The organism is Pseudoxanthomonas sp. LjRoot143 (assembly GCF_964252945.1).
GTDB lineage: Bacteria > Pseudomonadota > Gammaproteobacteria > Xanthomonadales > Xanthomonadaceae > Pseudoxanthomonas_A.
The window spans coordinates 491222-508784 of the sequence record NZ_CAXUPM020000001.1 but is presented as its reverse complement, the minus strand read 5'-3'; the positions used below and the strand labels follow the sequence as shown (position 1 = coordinate 508784).

The window sequence follows — 17563 nt, the reverse complement described above, 5'->3', positions numbered from 1 at the left end:
CCATAAATCGCAGGCCGGGCGATAATGGCGGAATGAACGCTTGATGCCCCGGTCGCATCCGCCTGACGGATCGGCCCCATTCCGGAGTACCGAATGGTCGAGACCATCCGCCACGACAAGACCGCACGCCAGTTGCGCCTGCTCTCCGACGCGCTCGACAGCGGTCGGCTGGGTCCCGTGCGCCGGCTGGTCAACACCTTGTCGCCCGCGGAAATCGGCAACCTGCTGGAATCGCTGCCGCCCGGCAAGCGCGAAGTCGTGTGGGGCCTGGTCGATCCCGAGGACGACGGCGAAGTGCTGGTGCACGTCGGCGACGAGGTGCGCGAGAGCCTGCTGGCGGACATGGACACCGACGAGATCGTCGCCGCGGTCGAGGACCTCGACATCGACGACCTCGCCGACCTGGTCGAAGACCTGCCCGACACCGTCATCGACGAAGTCCTCAAGTCGATGGATCGCGAGAACCGCGAGCGCCTGGAACAGGTGCTGTCGTACGCCGAGGACACCGCCGGCCGCCTGATGAACCCCGACGTGGTCACCGTGCGCGCCGACGTGAATGTCGACGTGGTGCTGCGCTATCTGCGCCTGCGCGGCGAACTGCCCGACCACACCGACCATCTGTACGTGGTCAGCCGCCGCCACCAGTACCTCGGCCGTGTTCCGCTGGCCGCGCTGGTGACGCACGAAGACACCACGCCGATCAACCGCCTGATCGACGACGAGCAGCCCGCCATCGACGTCGGCGAGAGCGCGCAGGAAGTCGCGCGCCAGTTCTCCGACCATGACTGGGTGTCGGCACCGGTCGTGGACGACAACAACATCCTGCTTGGCCGCATCACCATCGACGACGTGGTCGACATCATCCGCGAGCAGGCCGAGCACCAGGCGCTGGGCGCCGCCGGTCTGGACGAGGACGAAGACCTGTTCTCGCCGGTCAAGCGCGCCGTGCGCGGCCGCGTGGTGTGGCTGGGCATCAACCTGTTCACCGCGTTCATGGCCGCCAGCGTCATCGGCCAGTTCGAGGTGACGCTGGAGAAGATCGTCGCGCTGGCCGTGCTGATGCCCATCGTCGCCGGCATCGGCGGTAATGCGGCCGTGCAGGTCCTGACGCTGATGGTGCGCGGCCTGGCCCTGGGCCAGGTGGGCGCCAGCAACGCGCGTATCCTGCTGTGGAAGGAAATCCGCGTGGCGCTGATCAACGGCGTGCTGATCGGAAGCATCGTCGGCGTGATCGCCTTCGTGTGGTTCCGCAGTCCGATGCTGTCGCTGGTCATCGCGATGGCGCTGGTGCTGAACTTCTGCGCCGCGGCCACGGCCGGCGTGCTGCTGCCGCTGCTGCTCAAGCGCATGAACATCGATCCCGCCGTCGCCGGCACCGTCGTCGTCACGGCGGTCACCGACGTGATGGGCTTCTTCTGCTTCCTGGGTCTGGCAACGCTGATCCTGCTGCACTGAGACCGGACCATGGAACGACTCGGCAAGGTCAGCGAATGGAACGACGACCGCGGCTTCGGCTTCATCGCCCCGATCGACGGCGAACCCGTCCGTGTGTTTTTCCATATCCGTGACTACCGGCTGGACAGCCGTCGGCCTGAAGTCGGCGAGTTGGTGAAGTTCAAGGCGCAGCGCCAGCCCGATGGCAAGTGGCGGGCGCAGGCCGTGCACCGGACGGCCCCTGCAGTGCGTCGCGCCAGTCCTGCGACGTCTGCACGCGGGCCATCACGGCCGTCATCGGTCATCCCGGGCGCGGTGGCCGTCCTCGCGTACGCGCTGCTGATCGCGTGGGCGATCCGCGGGGGCCGACTGCCGTTCGAGGCGATGTTCCTGCCGATGATCCTGTCGGCGATCACCTACGTGGTCTATGCGCTGGACAAGCATGCCGCGCAAACAGGCCGCTGGCGCACGCAGGAAACCACGCTGCACCTGCTGGAACTGCTGGGCGGCTGGCCTGGCGCGTGGATCGCGCAGCACACGCTGCGGCACAAGTCGCGCAAGCCCGGCTACCGCATCGTGTTCTGGACGATGGTGGTGCTTCATGTCGCCACCGTCGGTGCGTGGTTGTGGACGCGGGCGTAAGCAGGGCGTCGTCACGGCCCTTGCAGGATCTTCGAGCGCCGCCCCGGGTCGGGCACTTCCTACGCACGGCGGCGGCATGTGCCGATCCCCACGCTGGATCGGACGCGCGACGCTGACGTCCCCTCGGCCCGGTTCGCCGCCATGCGCCTGCTGCTCTCCGCCCTGCTGTGCCTGCTGACCTGGTCCGCGCTGGCTGCGCCATCTCCCGAACCGATGCTGGCGACGACATACCGCGGCGGGGTGGCACTCCCCGATTTCCTGATCAGCGAGAAACTGGATGGCGTACGCGCCCGCTGGGACGGCCACGCCCTGTGGACGCGCGGCGGCGCGCGGATCGCAGCACCGTCCACGTTCACGCGCGGCTGGCCCATCGAACCCATGGACGGCGAACTGTGGATCGCGCGCGGCCGCTTCGATGAGATCAGCGCCCTGGTCCGCCGCGCCGGATCCGATCCCCAGGCCTGGCGGCACGTGCGTTTCATGGCCTTCGATCTGCCCGCCCACCCCGGTCCGTTCACTGACCGGGTCGTGCGCATGCGTGCCCTGATCACGGCGGCGAGCAGCATGCACCTGGCGATGATTCCGCAGCGACGCTTCGATACGCGTACCGCGCTGGATGAGGAACTGGCGCGCGTGGTCGCTGCCGGTGGCGAGGGTCTGATGCTGCATCGGCGCTCCGCACGCTACCGTACCGGGCGCAGCGAGGACCTGCTCAAGTACAAGCCGCACGAGGACGCCGAGGCCCAAGTGATCGCGCACCTGCCCGGCAAGGGCAAGTACACCGGCATGATGGGCGCGTTGCAGGTGCGCACTCCCGAAGGTCGCAACTTCCGTATCGGCACCGGCTTCACCGATGCCCAGCGTTCCGCGCCACCCCCGATCGGCACGTGGCTGACGTATCGTTACAACGGCCTCACCTCCACCGGACTGCCACGCTTCGCCCGTTTCGTGCGTGTACGCGAAGACCGGCCTCCGCCAGACCCGAAGCGCTGACGTGGGCGCTACGCCTCGCACCACGAGGTATGCTGCCGCCCGTTACCCTTGGACCGCGACCGCCATGCGCTCTCTCGCCACCGCCTGCCTGGGCCTGCTGCTGATCCTGATGACCGCCTGCACCACCACTGCCCCCATGAATCCCACCGGCGAGTTCGTCGCGCGCGAGGTCGCCGTCGACGGCAAGACCTACCGCTACCAGGTGTTCGTTCCCGCCGCGCGCTTCCGCAGCGGCAAGCCGCCGGTGGTGCTGTTCCTCAACGGCTCGGGCGAGCGCGGCAGCGATGGGGTGAAGCAGACGATGGCCGGCCTGGGGCCGTACCTGCGCCAGCATGCCGATACGTTCCCTGCCGTGGTGGTGTTTCCGCAGGCACCGGACGAGACGGAATGGACCGAGGTCGCCGGTCCCATCGCCTTCGCCACGCTCGATGCAGCATTGAGGGAGTTCAACGGCGATCCTGACCGCGTCTCGCTGACCGGCATGTCGATGGGCGGCTACGGCACCTGGGAACTAGCGATGCAGCGGCCCGCCCGCTTTGCCGCTCTGGTGCCGGTCTGCGGCGGCATCACCGTCGACTGGACCGATGCGCGTCCCGGCCTGCGTGCGCACAGCGTGGGCAACGCTGCCGACCCGTTCGCCGCCGCTGCGCAGCGCCTGAAGGACATTCCGGTGTGGATCTTCCACGGCGGCCAGGACAACGTGGTGCCGCCGTCGCAGTCGCGCCGCATGGAGGCTGCGCTGAAGGCCGCGGGTGCGCGCGACGCGCGCTACACCGAATTCCCGGACGCCAACCACAACAGTTGGGACGCCACCTACGCGTATGCCCCGATGTGGGACTGGCTGTTCGCCCAGCGTCGTGGGCGCTGATCGATGGCCGAGCTCGTCCCCGACTACTTCACCGCCGGCTGGCGCGAGCGTGCACTGGCATGCCCTTGCAACTGGCAGGGCGACAGCCCCGCGCGATGGCGATGGAGTTGCACGACGCCGTCACCGATTACGCCTGCCCGGCGTGCGGCAACCTGCTGCTGATCGTGTCGCATCCCTCGCTGGACCAGGTGCGCGCCGCCGCCACGGCAGGCAACGGGGAAGCCCTGGCCCAGCTGGCCATCATCGACGAAGCCCTGGCCCGCTTCCCCCCGGGCGCCGACTGACCCGGCACCGCCGCGTCCTGCATCACGCTTCCGGCGTCGTCGCCGAACGCCGGGCCACCTGCCCCTCAACCTGTGCCCAACGCTGCCGATAACCCGGCATCCCCTGGTGGCTGACGGGCATCCGCCCATGGCCGTGAGAGCGACCCGAATGGCTGACGTGGCCGACGACAACTCCGGTGTTACTGGCGGCTTCCGCCGGCTGTGGTCGCGTCGCCGCGAGGCCGGCGCGTCCGCTTCGCGCGAGCTCGCCACGACCCGCGCGGCCGGCCCGCATCCGGCGATCAGCAGCGCGCATCTGCAGGCGTTGTTCGCGCACGCCGAGGAACCCGGTGCCCTGCTGTCCGCGTTCGCCGACGGCGTCGCCGGCCTGCCCGGCGAACTGCACGGCATGGGTGAGCGCCTGCAATCCGCACACGCCGACAGCGACTGGCCGCGTTACGGACGCGCGCTGCGCCAACTGGTCGACAAGTACATCCGCACGATCCAGGACGAGCCGCTGGCCGGCGAAGCCGAACAGTTGCGCGATCTGCTGCACCACCTGCTCGTCGGTGGCATGGAACAGCTGCTGCGCGACGACGGCGCCCTGCTGCCGCAGGCGCATGCGTTGGCGGACCGCGTGCGTCAGTGGCAGGCCAACCAGCCCATCGGCGAGCTCGGCACCGACCTGCGCGACCTCTGCCAGCAGGTGGGGCAACGCACGCACGAGGTGAACGACGCGCAGGAACTGATGCGCAGCCTGTTCGACCTGCTGCTGGAGAACGTCGGCGAACTGATCGAGGATGGCAGCTGGCTGCAGGACCAGATCGGCGCCGTGCGCCAGTTGCTCGCCGGCCCGCTCGACCGCACCGCGCTGGAACAGACCCGCGCAGGCCTGCGCGAGGTCATCTACAAGCAGGGCCTGCTGAAACAGGGGCTGGCCGAATCCAAGGCCTCGATGAAGGACATGATGGTGACCTTCGTCGAACGGCTGGACGGCATGGCCAGCAGTACCGGCGAGTACCACGACCGCATCAGCTTCCACGCGCAGGCCGTGCGCGACAGCCGCAGCATCGCCGAGCTGGGCAAGCGGATGGAAGACATCCTGGAAGATACCGCCCAGGTGCAGGCACAGGCGCTGCGCGCGCGCGACAGCCTGCTGGAGGCGCGACGCGAGGTGGAAGAAGCCGAGCGCCGCGTGATGAACCTGGAGCAGGAGTTGCAGTCGGTCTCCGAACTGGTGCGCGTGGACCAGCTGACCGAAGCGCTGAACCGCCGTGGCTTCGACGAGCTGTTCAAGCGCGAATCCGTCCGCGCCCTGCGCAGCGGCCAGACCCTGACGCTGGCACTCCTGGACCTCGACGATTTCCGCCACATCAACGCGGCGCACGGCCACCTCGGCGGCGACGCTGCGTTGTGCCATGTGGTGACCCTGGCCCGCGCCACGCTGCGCGCCAGCGATGCCGTCGCGCGCTTCGGCGGCGAGGAGTTCGTGCTGCTGCTGCCCGAGACCAGCTTCCTGGAAGCGATGGGCACGCTGGAACGCCTGCGCGACAGGCTGGCGCACAAGCCGCTGGTCTACGAAGGACGCGGCATCCTGGTGACCTTCAGCGCCGGCGTGGCGCGCTGGCAGCCGGGCGAGTCGCAGGACGAACTGCTGGCCCGCGCCGACCGCGCCATGTACCAGGCCAAGCAGGCCGGCAAGAACCGCGTGGTCGCCGCGCCGGAGTGACTCCGCGAAAGAGATCGACGCGACGTCGACTTCTCTTGCCCCGCGATGCTCGAAGCCGTCATCCCGGCGAAAGCCGGGACCCAGTGTCTCTGAGCCTGATGCATGAAGTCGCTGGGTCCCGGCTTTCGCCGGGATGACGGAATCTGGAGGTCAGCCCAACAGCGGCGACCCACGCATGCCCGACGCGGGCCACACCGCCTCAGCCCAGCAGCATCTCCAGCACCGCCATGCGGATGGCAACGCCGTTGCTGACCTGGCGCAGCACCAGCGACTGCGGACCGTCCGCGACCTCGTCAGTGATCTCCACGCCGCGATTGATCGGGCCGGGGTGCAGCACCACCGCATCCTTCGCCGCGCGCTTCAGGCGCGTCGTGGTCAGGCCGTAGTCGCGGTGGTAGTCCTCGAGCGAAGACACCAGGCCTTCTTCCATGCGTTCGCGCTGCAGGCGCAGCATCATCACCACGTCGGCCCCATCGAGCATCGCATCGAAATCCTGCCCGGTTTCGCAGCCGGCCAGCGTGCCATCGTCCGGCAGCAGCGACTGCGGGCCGCACACGCGGATCTCACCCGCGCCGAGCGTGCGCAGCGCATGCAGGTCCGAGCGCGCCACGCGCGAGTGGTTCACGTCGCCGACCATCAGGATCTTCAGTCGCGAGAAATCGGCGCCCTTTGCCTGGCGGATCGTCAGCACGTCCAGCAGGCCCTGGGTAGGATGTGCACTGCGGCCGTCGCCGGCGTTGATCAGCGCGGTGCCCTCGCCCGCCTCGGCGGCCAGCGCGGCGACCGCGCCGTCTTCGGCATGGCGGACGATGAAGCCGCGCACGCCCATCGCTTCCAGGTTGCGCAGCGTGTCGCGCGCGGTCTCGCCCTTGCGGGTCGACGAGGTGGACGCATCGAAGTTCAGCACGTCCGCGCCCAGCCGCTGCGCGGCGATGTGGAACGAGCTGCGCGTGCGCGTGGACGGTTCGAAGAACAGCGTGCAGATCGTGGTGCCGTCGAGCACCTGCCGGCGCGGCGTGCGGCCGAGCGCGGCATCGCGGATCTGGCCGGCACGGTCTATCAGGCGGCACAGGGTGTCGCGCGGCAGGCCGTCGAGGGTGAGCAGGTGGCGCAGGCGTCCGTCGGAATCGAGTTGTGGGGTCATGGGGCGTGGTCGTGGAGGGTCAGGTCAGCTGGGTCGCGTCCTGGGGCGCGGCCAGCCAGCGTTCGATGATGACGGCGGCGGCAACGGCGTCGAGCGCGGCGGCATCGCGGCGGCGCTTGCGGCCCTCGGCCCGGTCCAGCGCGAAGCGCTCCGCGGCCTCGAACGAGCTGGTGCGTTCGTCCACCAGCACCACCGGCAACTGGTAGCGCGTGCGCAGTTCGCGGGCGAAGGCATGGGCGCGCTTGCGGATCGGCTGGTCGCCGCCTTCCAGCGTCATCGGGTCGCCCACCACCATGCCGTCGGGCTTCCACTCGGCGTGCAGCCTGTCGATCGCCGGCCAGTCGGGCCCGTGGCCATGCACGTCGATCACCGCCAGCGCACGGGCGCCGGTACCGAAGGCGCTGCCCACGGCCACGCCGATGCGGCGCGAGCCCACGTCGAATCCCAGTACGGTGCCATCCAGCTTCATGCCCAGTGCCTCCGTTCGATACGGTCTGCGCCATCCTGCAGCGGCGTGCGTGGACACGACGTCGGCACGCGCGGGTTCATGCGTGGCCGCTGTAGTCCGTCAGGCGGGTCATGTCCACGCCGATCCGCTGGCCCGCCGCCTGCCAGCGCTGCTCCAGCGGCACAGCGAACAGCAGTTCGGCGTCGGCGGGCGCAGTCAGCCAGCTGTTCTCGCCCAGTTCGTATTCCAGTTGCCCCGCGCCCCACCCCGCACAGCCCAGCGCCACCACGGCATGCGCCGGCCCCTCGCCTTCCGCCATCGCTTCGAGGATGTCGCGCGAGGTGGTCAGGTACAGGCCGCTGGCGACTTCCAGCGTCGATTCCCAGGCGCGCGCACCGTCGTGCAGCACGAAGCCACGCTCGGGATGCACAGGACCGCCGGCCAGTACGATCTGCTCGTCCAGGCGGGGATCGTGCGAGGCGAGGTTCATCTGTCGCAGTACTTCGCCCAGCGTGTATTCCGAAGGGCGGTTGACGACCACGCCCATGGCGCCGTCGTCGTCGTGCTGGCAGATCAGGGTGACGGCGCGCGCGAAATTCGGATCGGACAGCGCCGGTGAGGCGATCAGCAGCTGGTTGGCCAGGGGCGTGGCGGCGTCTTGCATGGCGACCATTCTAGCCCGCCGCCGCGCCCACCGCGCCTGCGCGGACACGGACTGTCCGCAACACGCCCTAGAATCGTCCGTCCCTTTCCAGGCGCGTGCTCATGTCAGGCTATTGCGACATCGCCCCCGGCCATCCGCTGCATGGCCCCTATCACGACCGTGAATACGGCTTTCCGCAGCGAGAGGAAGCGGTACTGTTCGAGCGCCTGCTGCTGGAGATCAACCAGGCCGGCCTCAGCTGGGAGACCATGCTGAGGAAGCGCGACGGCTTCCGGGCCGCCTACAGCGGCTTCGACGTGGACAAGGTGGCGCGCTACGGCGACAAGGATCGTGCCCGCCTGCTGGCCGACCCCGGCATCATCCGCAACCGCCTGAAGGTCGATGCCGCCATCCACAACGCGCAGGTGATCCAGCGCCTGAGGAAGAGCCATGGCAGCTTCGCCGCCTGGCTGGATACGCACCACCCGCTGCCGAAAGCCGAGTGGATCAAGCTGTTCAAGAAGACCTTCCGCTTCACCGGCGGCGAGATCACCAACGAGTTCCTGATGAGCCTGGGCTATCTGTCCGGCGCGCACCGCGAGGACTGCCCTGCCTTCCGCCGCGCCGCGAAGCAGCGGCCTCCCTGGATGACCGCAGCGGGGCATTGATCCGGCGCAACCCGCCTACGCGCCGATGGTCGTATCCTGCGACTGCACGCCCCCGCGCGATAATCGCAGTTTCGCCCGCCGATGACCCCTCCGATGCACGAAGACCGTATCCGCCACGCCGGCCTGCGCGACCGCGTGATCAGCGCCGAGCACGCCGCCAGCCTCATCCAGCCCGGCGAGACCGTCGCCATGAGCGGCTTCACCGGCTCCGGCTATCCCAAGGCGGTACCGCTGGCGCTGGCCATGCGCATCGAACAGGCCCACGCGGCCGGCATGCCGTTCCAGATCAAGCTGATGACCGGTGCGTCGACCGCGCCGGAACTGGATGGCGCCCTCGCCAAAGCCGACGCCATCGCCCTGCGCATGCCGTTCCAGAGCGATCCGGACGCGCGCAAGCGCATCAACGAGGGCACGCTGGACTACATCGACATCCACCTCAGTCACGTCGCACAGCACGTGTGGTTCGGCTTCTACGGCCCCATCGACACTGCCGTCATCGAGGTGTCAGCGATCCGCGAAGACGGCACGCTGGTGCCCTCCACCTCGGTCGGCAACAACAAGACCTGGCTGGACCTGGCGAAGAAGGTCATCGTCGAGGTCAACGACTGGCAGCCCGCCGACGTCGAGGGCATGCACGACATCTACTACGGCACTGCGCTGCCACCGCATCGTAAGCCGATCCCGCTGGAACACGTGCACGACCGCATCGGCGACACCGCCCTGCACTGCGACCCCGCCAAGATCGTCGCGGTGGTGCGGACGAACGGCCCCGACCGCAACAGCCCGTTCACCCCGATCGACAGCACCAGCGAACGCATCGCCGAACACCTGATCGACTTCCTGAAACACGAAGTCGCGTTGGGCCGCCTGCCTGCCAACCTGCTGCCGCTGCAGTCGGGCGTCGGCAACATTCCCAACGCCGTACTCGCCGGCCTGGCGAAGAGCGGCTTCCGCGGCCTGACCGCGTTCACCGAGGTCATCCAGGACGGCATGCTCGACCTGCTGCGCGAAGGCGTGCTGGACGTCGCCTCGTGCACTGGTTTCGCGCTCAGCCCGGAGGCGAACGAAGCGTTCAAGCGCGACATCGCGTTCTACCGCGAGCGCATCATCATGCGCACGCAGGAAATGTCGAACCATCCGGAGCTGGTGCGCCGCCTGGGCTGCATCGGCATGAACGGGATGATCGAGGCCGACCTCTACGGCAACGTCAATTCCACCCACGTGATGGGCAGCCGCATCCAGAACGGCATCGGCGGTTCGGGCGACTTCGCCCGCAACGGTTTCATGTCGGTATTCCTGAGCCCCAGCACCGCCAAGGGCGGCAGCATCTCGGCGCTGGTGCCGATGGTCAGCCATGTGGACCACACCGAGCACGATGTCTCCGTCATCGTCACCGAACAGGGACTGGCCGACCTGCGCGGCCTCACGCCCAAGCAGCGTGCCCGCCTGCTGATCGACCGCTGCGCGCATCCGGACTACCGCGACGCGCTGCAGGACTACTTCGACCGCGCCCTGCACCACAGCTACGGCAAGCACACCCCGCACCTGCTGCCTGAAGCGCTGTCGTGGCACCAGCGCTGGCTGGATACGGGCAGCATGAAGTCCTGGTCGCTTTTGTAGGATGGGTGGAGCCGAAGGCGATACCCATCCTACGGTTTACACACGAGCGGCCACGGTCTCGCCCTGCTCATCATCGGGGGACGACATCATCGTCCGCAGCACCCGCACGGCGCGCGCCATGAACATGCCGCTGAAGAATCCGTACACGCCGCAGACCGTGGCGATGGCCGTGCCGAACTCCAGCACGGAGGGGGCGATGGCGTGCACCACGGCTACCGCGTACTTCGCGAAGAAGATGCCCATCATCAGCGCCAGCGGCAACCAGCTGCCCGTCACCATGAACCGCTTCGATACCGGCGAGTAGGACGCGCCGCGCGACGGTCCGCGAGCGAGACTGATGCCCACGACCGCCAGCCACGCGCCCGCCCACGCGACAAGCGCGATGGGGTGAGCCCCGAACGCCGACCAGACAGCGAACAGCGACCAGCCCGTCATGGCGACCGGCAACACGATCAGCCGATGACGCGAGACGAGCCGTGTCCTGCTCTGCAGATAACCCAGATAGACCAGACCGAAGAACAGGCCGAAGACCCAGAGAGGGGTGTGCGTGAGAATCTGCGTGATCACGGAGTGAGGTTCCTGGCTTTCCGGCACCGCGCCGGCTCAGGCACATCATCGGATCCGTTCGCGGACGAATGAGGTGCTGGAAGTCACTTGTTCGGGGTGCCGGAGGTCGTGCGGCTGCTTGCCCGCGCGCTCCGCCTCACACGCCCATGTAACGGCCGGGGCGATGATTGAAGTACAGCACTAGGTTGAGCACCAGCGCACCCAGCGCCGACCACGCGACCTTCGATGGCTCCAGCACGCTCAGGGCGGCCAGCATGATGCACGTATCGAACGCCATCTGGACCTTGCCCGCGCTCCATCCCCTGCGCTGTTGCAGGTAAACCGCCAGGATGCCCAGCCCGCCGAGGCTGGCGCGATGGCGGATGAAGGACAGGATGCCCATGCCGACCAGTGCGCCGCCGAACACGGCCGAGTAGACCGGAGTAATGAAGGCGAACTCCGCCAGCCGCGGCAGCATGTCCGCGACGAAACCGGTGATGCCGACGGCGATGAAGGTCTTGAGCGTGAACTCCCATCCCATCCTGCGCATCGACAGCAGGTAGAACGGCAGGTTGACCAGCACGAACAGCACGCCGAACGGCCAGCCCGTGGCGTAGTGCAACAGCAACGACACGCCGGCCATGCCACCCAGCATCATCCCGCCCGCGGCGAAGATGCTCATGCCCAACGCACTGACCGCCGCCGCAATCGTCAGGCCCTGGATGTCTTCGGCCAGGCTGTGGCGCGGACGCCGGATGACGGCACGGTCACCGTCGCGCGGCGACATCACTTCCGGTTCGGAACGGGAGGGGGTTTGTGGGGGCACGGCAGAGTCCACACCCGGACAGGACCGGGGACGCCAGGATTTTCCCATGAAGGCCGCGCCAACTGGCATGGACGAAGTGTCCATGCATTTCGCCCGGCGCCGGGGTTGCTACTCACCAGGCGGGTTGCGGCCGCAAAAACGCAGCGGTGCAAACAGAGAAAAGGACGCGGAGCGACCCGCTCAGGCGGCCGTCGCCGCGCTGTAGTGCGCCCATGCCGGACCGATCACGACGATCCACGTGACGACCAGCAGTGCGAGCGTCGTGATCAGCAGGACAAGTGCGAGTGCCCACTCCTTGCGGGAGGCGGGCGCCGGCGCTTCCCCATGGCGGTTGGACGCGCGCGTGCCCGGCAGCACCAGCAGGACGAGGCTGACGAGCGGCAATCCGAGCAGCAGTGCGAACCAGCTCGACAGGCCCAGGTCGCGGACCCGGCGTACCGTCGCCACCGCATAGCACCCGAGCCCGCCCAGGAGGGAGGCGATCCACAGTGCGATCCACAGCGGCCACACGACGCTCATCACCTGGATGACCAGGTAGATGGCGCAGAGCCAGATCAGGTAACGCAGCCGTCCGATCCTTCCATACGACGGACGGGTGGCCGTCGCGTCATGGCGCGTTGGCGCCGCCTCCTCGGAAATTCGTGTCATGGCTCCCCATCCGGCTCTACCGGCGTCCACGCCGCTGGCAAGGATGGTAGCGCAGCCCCGGCCGGTTCCGTGCTGGATCAGGCCTCCGGAGCGACTTGTGCGCCGGTTGCCGGATCAATCCCGGGTCTGGAAGTGGTACGCCACGACATCGGGCGTCGGCCGCATGCTGACCTCCCCGTCCACTTCAACGACAGGCAGCGCATAGCCGCGAGGACCCGCCAGGCCCGTGCCGTCGAACCGCTCATGGAACGCGCTGCTTGCACGGGGAAGATCGAGATCGACGTAAGTGACCGGGATGTTGCGGCTCTGCAGGGAGGCAAGCATCTGCCGGGTGTAGCCACAGCCGTCGCGGCCGTAGACCAGGACCGAGTTGCGGGAGGATTCGACGATCGCGGCGTCCATCATCGACGCCTCCAGGTGCGCCTTGATGCGCTTCCAGGCGTGATGCCCGGCACCCAGGGCCACCAGGATGGAAACCAGGATCAGGAAAGTACGCGACATGCTTCCTCCGTGAAGTGTTGCTGCATCCGGCCCACACCTTGGGCACGCGGTTCACTACTTGAAGAAAAGGGGCGATCGCTCGCCCCTTCGAATCTTCGAATCCCCCGGCCGGATCAGCGGACTTCCGCGATCTCCACGCCGTCCAGACCCTGCGCCAGCGTGCGGGCGTCGCCGCCCTGGGCCAGTTTGATGCGCAGGCGCACTTCGTTCTGCGAATCCGCGAAGCGCAGCGCGTCCTCGTAGCTGATCTCGCCGGCCTGGTAAAGCTCGAACAGGGCCTGGTCGAAGGTCTTCATGCCGAGGTTGGTCGACTCCTTCATGATCTCCTTCAGCTTGTGCACCTCGCCATCGCGGATGTAGTCCTGCACCAGCGGCGTACCCAGCAGGATTTCCATCGCCACGCGGCGGCCCTTGCCGTCCGGCGTCGGGATCAGCTGTTGCGCGACGACGCCCTTGAGATTCAGCGACAGGTCCATCAGCAGCTGCTGGCGGCGGTCTTCCGGAAAGAAGTTGATGATGCGGTCCATCGCCTGGTTGGCGTTGTTGGCATGCAGCGTGCACAGCACCAGGTGGCCGGTTTCGGCGAAGGCGATGGCGTGGTCCATGCCCTCGCGGGTACGCACCTCGCCGATCATGATCACGTCCGGCGCCTGGCGCAGCGTGTTCTTCAGTGCGGCCTCCCAGCTGTCGGTGTCGATGCCGACCTCGCGCTGGGTGATGATGCAGCCCTCGTGCTTGTGCACGAACTCGATCGGGTCCTCGATCGTGATGATGTGGCCGGTCGAATTCTGGTTGCGGTAACCGATCATCGCCGCCAGCGAAGTGGACTTGCCGGTGCCGGTCGCGCCGACGAACAGGATGATGCCGCGCTTGGTCATCGCCAGCGTCTTGATGACCGGCGGCAGATTCAGCTCTTCGATGGTCGGGATGCGCGTCTCGATGCGACGCAGCACCATGCCGACCTGGTTGCGCTGATAGAAGCAGCTGACGCGGAAGCGTCCCACGCCGGCCACGCCGATGGCGAAGTTGCACTCGTGGGTCTTCTCGAACTCCTCGCGCTGCGCCGGCGTCATCACGTTCAGCACCAGGTCGCGCGATTGCTGCGAGGTCAGCGGCGTCTGCGTGATCGGCGAGATCTTGCCGTGGACTTTGATGGACGGCGGCATGCCGGACGTGATGAACAGGTCCGACGCCTTCTGGTGCGCCATCAGCTTGAGGAAGGAGGTGAAGTCGATGGTGCTCATGGCGATGCTCCGTGAGACGGAAGAAGCCGCGGGACGGCGGCCGCCGGTGGCGGCGCCGCACGGCCGTTACTCGAACAGGCGCTTTTCTTTCGCGTATTCCTTGGCCTGCTGGCGCGTGATCAGGCTGCGCTTCACCAGGTCCTGCAGATGCTGGTCCAGCGTCATCATCCCGTAGTTCTGGCCGGTCTGGATGGCCGAGTACATCTGCGCCACCTTGTCCTCGCGGATCAGGTTGCGGATGGCCGGAGTGCCCACCATGATTTCCCAGGCCGCGGTACGCCCACCGCCGATCTTCTTCAGCAGTGCCTGCGAAATGACGGCACGCAGCGACTCGGACAACATCGAACGCACCATCGGCTTCTCGCCGGCAGGGAACACGTCGATGATGCGGTCGATGGTCTTGGCCGCCGAGCTGGTGTGCAGGGTGGCGAACACCAGGTGGCCGGTTTCCGCGGCGGTCAGCGCCAGGCGGATGGTTTCCAGGTCGCGCAACTCGCCGACCAGGATGTAGTCGGGATCCTCACGGAGCGCCGAACGCAGCGCTTCGTTGAAGCCGTGCGTGTCGCGGTGCACTTCGCGCTGGTTGATCAAGCACTTCTGCGAGGTGTGCACGAATTCGATCGGATCCTCGACGCTGAGGATGTGGCCGTATTCGTTCTTGTTGATGTGGTCGATCATCGCCGCCAGCGTGGTCGACTTGCCCGAGCCGGTCGGGCCGGTCACCAGGATCAGGCCCTGCGGCTGCTGGATCAGTTCGCGGAACAGCGGCGGGCAGCCGAGGTCTTCCAGCGTCAGCACTTCCGAGGGAATGGTACGGAACACCGCACCGGCGCCACGGTTCTGGTTGAACGCGTTGACGCGGAAGCGCGCCAGCGAGGGAATCTCGAACGAGAAGTCGACCTCGAGGAATTCTTCGAAGTCGCGGCGCTGCTTGTCCGACATGATGTCGTAGACCAGCGCGTGCACCTGCTTGTGGTCGAGCGCCGGGATATTGATGCGGCGTACGTCGCCATCCACGCGGATCATCGGCGGCAGGCCGGCCGAGAGGTGGAGGTCGGATGCTTTGTTCTTTACCGAAAACGCCAAGAGCTCGGCGATATCCATGACGCTGCTTCCCCAAGTTGCTGCGAACTGGAACCTTGATTCCCCGGAGGGCAGTATAGCGCCCTCGCCGTCCCCGCCAATGGTTGGACCAACATGCTCGCCGACACCCTCAGCGAGACCCTGCAACGTCTTGAAAACGCAGCCAAAGACGCGCATCGGCCACCGCCAGCGCTGCTGGCCGTGTCCAAGCTGAAACCGGCCTCCGCCGTGGCCGAACTGGCCCGCGCCGGGCAGCGCGCGTTCGGCGAGAACTACGTGCAGGAGGCGCAGGGCAAGATCGCCGAACTGGCGGACATGGACCTGGAATGGCACCTCATCGGCCATCTGCAGTCCAACAAGGCGGACGTTGCCGCGCGCGTGTTCGATTGGGTGCAGACGGTAGACCGTCACAAATTGATCGGCGCCCTGTCACGGAATCGCCCCACGGACCGGCCGCCACTGAACGTGCTGATCCAGGTGAACATCGACGACGAGGCCAGCAAGCATGGCTGTCGGCCGGACGAAATCGACGCGCTGGCCGACGCCATCGCCGCGGAGCCGGCGCTGCGCCTGCGCGGGCTGATGGCGATCCCCGCCCCGCATGCCGACCCCGCCCTGCGCGTGGCGGCGTTCGTCCGCATGCAGGCGCTCTACACCGCACTGGCCGCACGCCACACGGACGTGGATACCTTGTCGATGGGAATGAGCGACGACTTCGCCCAGGCCATCGCATATGGCGCCACGATGGTCCGCATCGGTACCGCGCTGTTCGGCGCGCGGCCGGCGAAGTAGCGTATGGACCCCGTCCTGGACCGTATCCATTTTCCCGGCAACCCGTGGCCCGAAGGCCACGCGGTGACGGAGTTCGCCTGGACGGTACGCGTGCTCGACAGCGTAGTGTGGTGCGACCTGCATCTTCGCAGCGCGGACTACTACGCCGAGCGCGACATCGAGGACGAAGAGGACGGCGAGACCATCGAAGACGAGCGCACCGACTGGGAATCCCCGATCGTCTGGGGCAACTACCATCGCTGCACGCTGTCGTCGACGTACTGGGGCAACGACCGCGGCTTCCCCCTCTGCGCGACCGGCGACTTCGCCCCAGACTGGTTGGACGGCCGGACGTTCGAGGTCGATGCGATCGCCGATGGCACGCTGGCCGGCGTCGAACTGGACGATCTCTCGTTCCATATCTACCTGCTCGGCCACGACAGCGTGGCCAACCACCGCATCGCCTTCCAGCGCGTCGGCGACAGCGACTGCTTCGACATCACCTGGACCGGCGACATCGCCCTGACCTATGCCGGCGACGACGACCTCGCCCACCGGTTCGAGGCACGCATCCACGCCGTGCCGCTCCCCCCGCTTTCAGCCTGAGCCTGACGCCATGACCGCCTCGCATTCCTCGCTCCTGACGCACCCCTTGGCCTTCATCGGCGGCGGCAACATGGCGCGCAGCCTGATTGGTGGCCTGCTCAAGCGCGGCGCCGATCCTTCGCGCATCCGCGTGGCCGAGCCGGCCGAACCGCTGCGTGCCGCGCTGGCCGCGGATTTCGGCGTGCAGGTCTTCGCCGAGGCTGGTGAAGCGGTCTACGGCGCTGACACCTGGCTGTTCGCGGTGAAGCCACAGGTGATGCGCACGGTGTGCGAGGACCTCGCGGCGCGCGCGCAGGCACAGCGCCCGCTGTCGGTGTCCATCGCCGCCGGCATCACCGGCGCGCAGATGCAACGCTGGCTGGGCGGCGGCGTGCCGGTGGTGCGCAGCATGCCGAACACGCCGGCCATGCTGGGCGCCGGCGTCACCGGCCTGCACGCCAGCGACGAGGTCGACGACGCCGGCCGCCAGCGCGCGGAACTGCTGCTGTCGGCCGCAGGCCCGACGGTGTGGATCGACAGCGAGGCGAAGATGGATGCGGTGACCGGCGTCTCCGGTAGCGGTCCCGCCTACGTGTTCCTGCTGGCCGAGGCGATGGAAGCGGCCGCCGTCTCGGAAGGCCTGTCCCCGGAAGCGTCGCGCACGCTGGTGTTGCAGACCGTACTCGGCGCCGCGCGCATGCTGACCGAGAGCGGCGAGACCCCAGCGGAGCTGCGCCGCCGCGTCACCTCGCCGAACGGCACCACCCAGGCGGCCATCGAGACGTTCCAGGGCGGCGGCTTCGAAGCCCTGGTGGCGAAGGCCGTGCATGCGGCGACCGTGCGTGGCGCCGAGTTGTCGGCGGCGAACGACTGACGCGCCCTCACTTACCCTTTCACGCGGAGGCAT

Annotated in this window: 20 protein-coding genes; 11 read left to right on the top strand and 9 right to left on the bottom strand. The window is 67.8% G+C overall.

Annotated features, from left to right (window positions below; translation table 11 throughout):
- Positions 1-93: 93 nt before the first annotated feature.
- The 6 genes from mgtE (at position 94) to ACSQ1W_RS02330 (ending at position 5929) form a co-directional block, all read left to right on the top strand.
- A complete protein-coding gene (mgtE, locus tag ACSQ1W_RS02355; protein WP_436041508.1) occupies positions 94-1455 on the top strand; it encodes a magnesium transporter in 1362 nt (453 codons plus the stop codon).
- Between the two features lie 9 nt (positions 1456-1464).
- Positions 1465-2076 (top strand): DUF1294 domain-containing protein, encoded by a 612-nt coding sequence (locus ACSQ1W_RS02350; RefSeq protein ID WP_192270165.1) that lies wholly within the window; start codon positions 1465-1467, stop codon positions 2074-2076.
- Positions 2077-2217: 141 nt separating this feature from the next.
- Complete coding sequence (locus tag ACSQ1W_RS02345) at positions 2218-3069, top strand: DNA ligase (RefSeq protein WP_436041507.1); 852 nt, start codon at positions 2218-2220, stop codon at positions 3067-3069.
- A 64-nt stretch (positions 3070-3133) separates the two neighbouring features.
- On the top strand, positions 3134-3937 hold the full coding sequence (locus ACSQ1W_RS02340) for a prolyl oligopeptidase family serine peptidase (protein WP_436041506.1): 804 nt from the start codon (positions 3134-3136) through the stop codon (positions 3935-3937).
- Between the two features lie 59 nt (positions 3938-3996).
- Entirely contained in the window at positions 3997-4221 is a 225-nt protein-coding gene (locus tag ACSQ1W_RS02335; RefSeq protein WP_436041505.1) for a hypothetical protein, read from the top strand.
- Between the two features lie 148 nt (positions 4222-4369).
- Complete coding sequence (locus ACSQ1W_RS02330; protein ID WP_436046068.1) at positions 4370-5929, top strand: GGDEF domain-containing protein; 1560 nt, start codon at positions 4370-4372, stop codon at positions 5927-5929.
- Between the two features lie 199 nt (positions 5930-6128).
- On the opposite strand, the gene ACSQ1W_RS02325 is transcribed toward ACSQ1W_RS02330, so the two are convergent.
- The 3 genes from ACSQ1W_RS02325 to ACSQ1W_RS02315 form a co-directional block, all read right to left on the bottom strand.
- Positions 6129-7073: an aspartate carbamoyltransferase catalytic subunit gene (locus tag ACSQ1W_RS02325; protein WP_436041504.1), complete on the bottom strand. Its 945-nt coding sequence runs from the start codon at positions 7071-7073 to the stop codon at positions 6129-6131.
- 19 nt (positions 7074-7092) lie between these two features.
- Positions 7093-7542 (bottom strand): Holliday junction resolvase RuvX, encoded by a 450-nt coding sequence (gene ruvX / locus ACSQ1W_RS02320; RefSeq protein ID WP_436041503.1) that lies wholly within the window; start codon positions 7540-7542, stop codon positions 7093-7095.
- Positions 7543-7618: 76 nt separating this feature from the next.
- Positions 7619-8185: a YqgE/AlgH family protein gene (locus ACSQ1W_RS02315; protein ID WP_192270177.1), complete on the bottom strand. Its 567-nt coding sequence runs from the start codon at positions 8183-8185 to the stop codon at positions 7619-7621.
- 101 nt (positions 8186-8286) lie between these two features.
- On the opposite strand from ACSQ1W_RS02315, the gene ACSQ1W_RS02310 reads away from it, so the two are divergent.
- Positions 8287-8832 carry a DNA-3-methyladenine glycosylase I gene (locus ACSQ1W_RS02310; protein WP_436041502.1) on the top strand — a complete coding sequence of 182 codons (546 nt, stop codon included), beginning with the start codon at positions 8287-8289 and terminating at the stop codon, positions 8830-8832.
- Positions 8833-8925: 93 nt separating this feature from the next.
- A complete protein-coding gene (locus tag ACSQ1W_RS02305) occupies positions 8926-10452 on the top strand; it encodes an acetyl-CoA hydrolase/transferase family protein (protein WP_436041501.1) in 1527 nt (508 codons plus the stop codon).
- A gap of 36 nt (positions 10453-10488) precedes the next feature.
- On the opposite strand, the gene ACSQ1W_RS02300 is transcribed toward ACSQ1W_RS02305, so the two are convergent.
- The 6 genes from ACSQ1W_RS02300 to ACSQ1W_RS02275 all read right to left on the bottom strand — a co-directional run bounded on the left by ACSQ1W_RS02300 (position 10489) and on the right by ACSQ1W_RS02275 (position 15321).
- A complete protein-coding gene (locus tag ACSQ1W_RS02300) occupies positions 10489-11046 on the bottom strand; it encodes a DUF6622 family protein (RefSeq protein WP_436041500.1) in 558 nt (185 codons plus the stop codon).
- A 109-nt stretch (positions 11047-11155) separates the two neighbouring features.
- A complete protein-coding gene (locus ACSQ1W_RS02295; protein ID WP_436046066.1) occupies positions 11156-11872 on the bottom strand; it encodes a YitT family protein in 717 nt (238 codons plus the stop codon).
- 132 nt (positions 11873-12004) lie between these two features.
- Entirely contained in the window at positions 12005-12472 is a 468-nt protein-coding gene (locus ACSQ1W_RS02290; RefSeq protein WP_436041499.1) for a DUF805 domain-containing protein, read from the bottom strand.
- Positions 12473-12586: 114 nt separating this feature from the next.
- Positions 12587-12973 (bottom strand): glutaredoxin family protein, encoded by a 387-nt coding sequence (locus tag ACSQ1W_RS02285; RefSeq protein ID WP_192270187.1) that lies wholly within the window; start codon positions 12971-12973, stop codon positions 12587-12589.
- Positions 12974-13086: 113 nt separating this feature from the next.
- Complete coding sequence (locus ACSQ1W_RS02280) at positions 13087-14217, bottom strand: PilT/PilU family type 4a pilus ATPase (protein ID WP_192270189.1); 1131 nt, start codon at positions 14215-14217, stop codon at positions 13087-13089.
- Between the two features lie 66 nt (positions 14218-14283).
- Entirely contained in the window at positions 14284-15321 is a 1038-nt protein-coding gene (locus ACSQ1W_RS02275) for a type IV pilus twitching motility protein PilT (RefSeq protein WP_062352229.1), read from the bottom strand.
- A gap of 93 nt (positions 15322-15414) precedes the next feature.
- Between ACSQ1W_RS02275 and ACSQ1W_RS02270 the strand changes: the two genes are divergently transcribed.
- Genes ACSQ1W_RS02270 through proC form a run of 3 tightly spaced genes read left to right on the top strand, consistent with a single transcriptional unit; the run spans position 15415 to position 17530 of the window.
- Complete coding sequence (locus ACSQ1W_RS02270; protein ID WP_436041498.1) at positions 15415-16092, top strand: YggS family pyridoxal phosphate-dependent enzyme; 678 nt, start codon at positions 15415-15417, stop codon at positions 16090-16092.
- Between the two features lie 3 nt (positions 16093-16095).
- Positions 16096-16677 carry a hypothetical protein gene (locus ACSQ1W_RS02265; RefSeq protein WP_436041497.1) on the top strand — a complete coding sequence of 194 codons (582 nt, stop codon included), beginning with the start codon at positions 16096-16098 and terminating at the stop codon, positions 16675-16677.
- A 10-nt stretch (positions 16678-16687) separates the two neighbouring features.
- Entirely contained in the window at positions 16688-17530 is an 843-nt protein-coding gene (gene proC, locus ACSQ1W_RS02260) for a pyrroline-5-carboxylate reductase (protein ID WP_436041496.1), read from the top strand.
- The last annotated feature ends 33 nt before the right edge of the window (positions 17531-17563 follow it).